We start from the raw sequence: 2,365 nt of genomic DNA, 5'->3' as shown, positions 1-2,365 counted from the left end.
CGCGGTGTGTTTGTGCGACCCGCTCCCCCAATTAGGAGGCTCGCCTCCGATCGCTTCGCGCGGCAACATCGCGCCAGCGGCAAAGCCGCATTCACCGTCGAAGCGGAGAAGTCCGGTTACACCCCTCAGGTCGACAACATTACCGTGACCCGCGAGAGGCCGGATTCTGTTGTTGCCGAACGCCTTCGACTGACATCAGATGATGAAGTCGTGGTTCGTTCACGGCGCTACCTCGCCGATGGCAAACCAGTCGAAACCGCGACCTCCTACATTCCTGCCGCATTCGCCAAGGGAACGAAGATCGAACAGACCGACACCGGTCCGGGCGGCATATATGCGCGTCTCGAAGAATCTGGCCACACCCTCGCGAGATTCACCGAAGAGGTCGGCGCCCGAATGCCGACCCCCGAAGAACGCCGCGCCTTGCAGCTTCCGCCAGGGGCGCCTGTTCTCACCGTCGTTCGGACTGCCTATGACACCAATGACGTGGCCGTTGAGGTGTGCGACACGGTCAAGGTGGCATCGGCCTACCTGCTGGAATACGACTTCTCAGCGCGGTGAAACACCGCGAAACCACCAAGTGCGCCAGAACGCTTGACTTACTCCTCTAGACGACTAGGTTAAGTAGTCATCTAGTCAAATCCACTCGAAAGGTTCAGCAATGTCCATCCCCAAATGGCTCCAGATCGGCCACGACCAGGTGTTCTCCCTCGGCGCATTCCTCGTATCCGAGGTGACGCCCATGATCGACTTCGACAAGTCCTCCGGCGAGAACCGCGTGCAGGCGAGAGATCGTGATACCGGCTTGCCGATGTGGCAGGTCGAAGTGCTCGACGGTGACCCGGCCGCACCGAAGCGCAGCCGAACGGTGACGGTCAAGTTCGCATCACCGACGCAGCCCTCTGCGCCCGCCAATTCCAGCGGGACACCCTTTACCCCAGTGGTTTTCGACGGGCTCATGGCGCTGCCGTACGTTGAGCGGTCGGGCGACTTCTCCCGGATCGCCTGGTCGTTTCGAGCCTCCGACATGAGGGCACCGGGCAAGCCATCCGCTAGCGCAACGACCACCCGGGAATCGGCATGAATCCCGATCCGTACGCACCGCTCGATCCCGACACGCCGTTCCGGCTCGATCACGTGTTGAGTTTCCTCACCAGTCTCGGCCTGTGCGTGGCGATCGTCGTAGCAGTCTGCGCCGCCGCCCTCGTCTTCTGGCGACTGCACTCACCCGAGGCGTACGAGGAACGATTCGCAACACCGGTCCGACTTCTACGCTGGCGGCTCTGGGCTTACGTCTCCTGGTACAGGCTCTGCAAGCGCTGCGGGCTATCCGCCCCCGAGCAGGTCACTCGCCGTAACAAAGAAGGCCAGCAGGTCACCTCCACCCGCTGGCTTCATCCGAAACTGTTGGCAACAGACGTGTCCCACACCAGCCTTCGTCTGACGGTCCGCGCCAGGATGGGCCAGACAGTCGACGACATCGAGCGCGCCGTCCCAGCGATCCGCGACGCTGCGGGCGCACACTCCGCGCGGTCGGTCGTCGTCTCTCCCGGGACGCTTCGGATCGAGCTAGTCATGCGAGAACAGCTGTCGACGGTAGGTCACGCGGCACGACCCACAGCAGTGACAACAACACGAGTCGCACTGGGGCGATGCGAGAATGGCTCAACCTGGAGTCTGCAATTGAGCGGACTGCACACCCTCACTGTGGGCTGCTCAGGTTCAGGCAAAGGCTCCATCTTCTGGGGCATCGCCTGTGGCCTCGGTCCTGCTGTCGCCGCCGGTGTGGTTCGCCTGGTGGGAATCGACCTGAAATACGGTATCGAATTATCGGTCGGCTCTGATCTGTTCACGAAGATCGCCACCACGGAAACCGATGCTGTGGAAACCCTTGCCGCGCTGGAGAAGTTGATGGACCAGCGCGGGCAACGTATGGCCGGACACTCACGCCAACACAGCGCGACTCGTGATACGCCGTTGGTGGTGCTCCTGATCGACGAATTCGCCGGTCTGACCAATTACTTGTCCGATCCGGCCATGTGCAAAGCGGCCAAAGCATCGTTGTCGCGGATCTTGTCCAAAGGCCGCGGCCTCGGGATTGTGGTGGCCGCATTCGTACAAGATCCCCGTAAGGAAATCATCCCCATGCGGGAATTGTTCACCCAGACCATCGCACTGCGGCTGCGTTCACGCGACGAAGTCGCGATGGTGCTCGGCGACGGCATGGTCGACAAAGCGCCCGCGCACCGAATCAGCCCCAACCAACCCGGTACCGGCTACGTCATCGCCGAAGACGGACAGGTGACCAAGGTGCGATCCGACTTTTGGAGCGATGACCAAATCCGCGCCACTGCAAAGCGATACG

At 61.7% G+C, this 2,365-nt stretch carries 3 protein-coding genes; all 3 read left to right on the top strand.

All coding sequences use genetic code 11. The features are described from left to right. Positions 1–561 (top strand): GntR family transcriptional regulator (locus tag AC2VON_RS05685; protein WP_486952063.1); only part of this gene is annotated, 561 nt, incomplete at its 5' end. 100 nt (positions 562–661) lie between these two features. Continuing rightward, positions 662–1,084 carry a plasmid replication, integration and excision activator gene (locus tag AC2VON_RS05680; RefSeq protein ID WP_486952062.1) on the top strand — a complete coding sequence of 141 codons (423 nt, stop codon included), beginning with the start codon at positions 662–664 and terminating at the stop codon, positions 1,082–1,084. Beyond that, a partial coding sequence (locus tag AC2VON_RS05675; RefSeq protein WP_486952061.1) for an FtsK/SpoIIIE domain-containing protein occupies positions 1,081–2,365 on the top strand: 1,285 nt, incomplete at its 3' end. The genes AC2VON_RS05680 and AC2VON_RS05675, both read left to right, overlap by 4 nt.

It is taken from the genome of Mycobacterium sp. TH-M82 (genome assembly GCF_057473605.1).
Note: the sequence above shows the minus strand (reverse complement) of the source record. Positions and strands in the feature narration are given on the sequence as shown.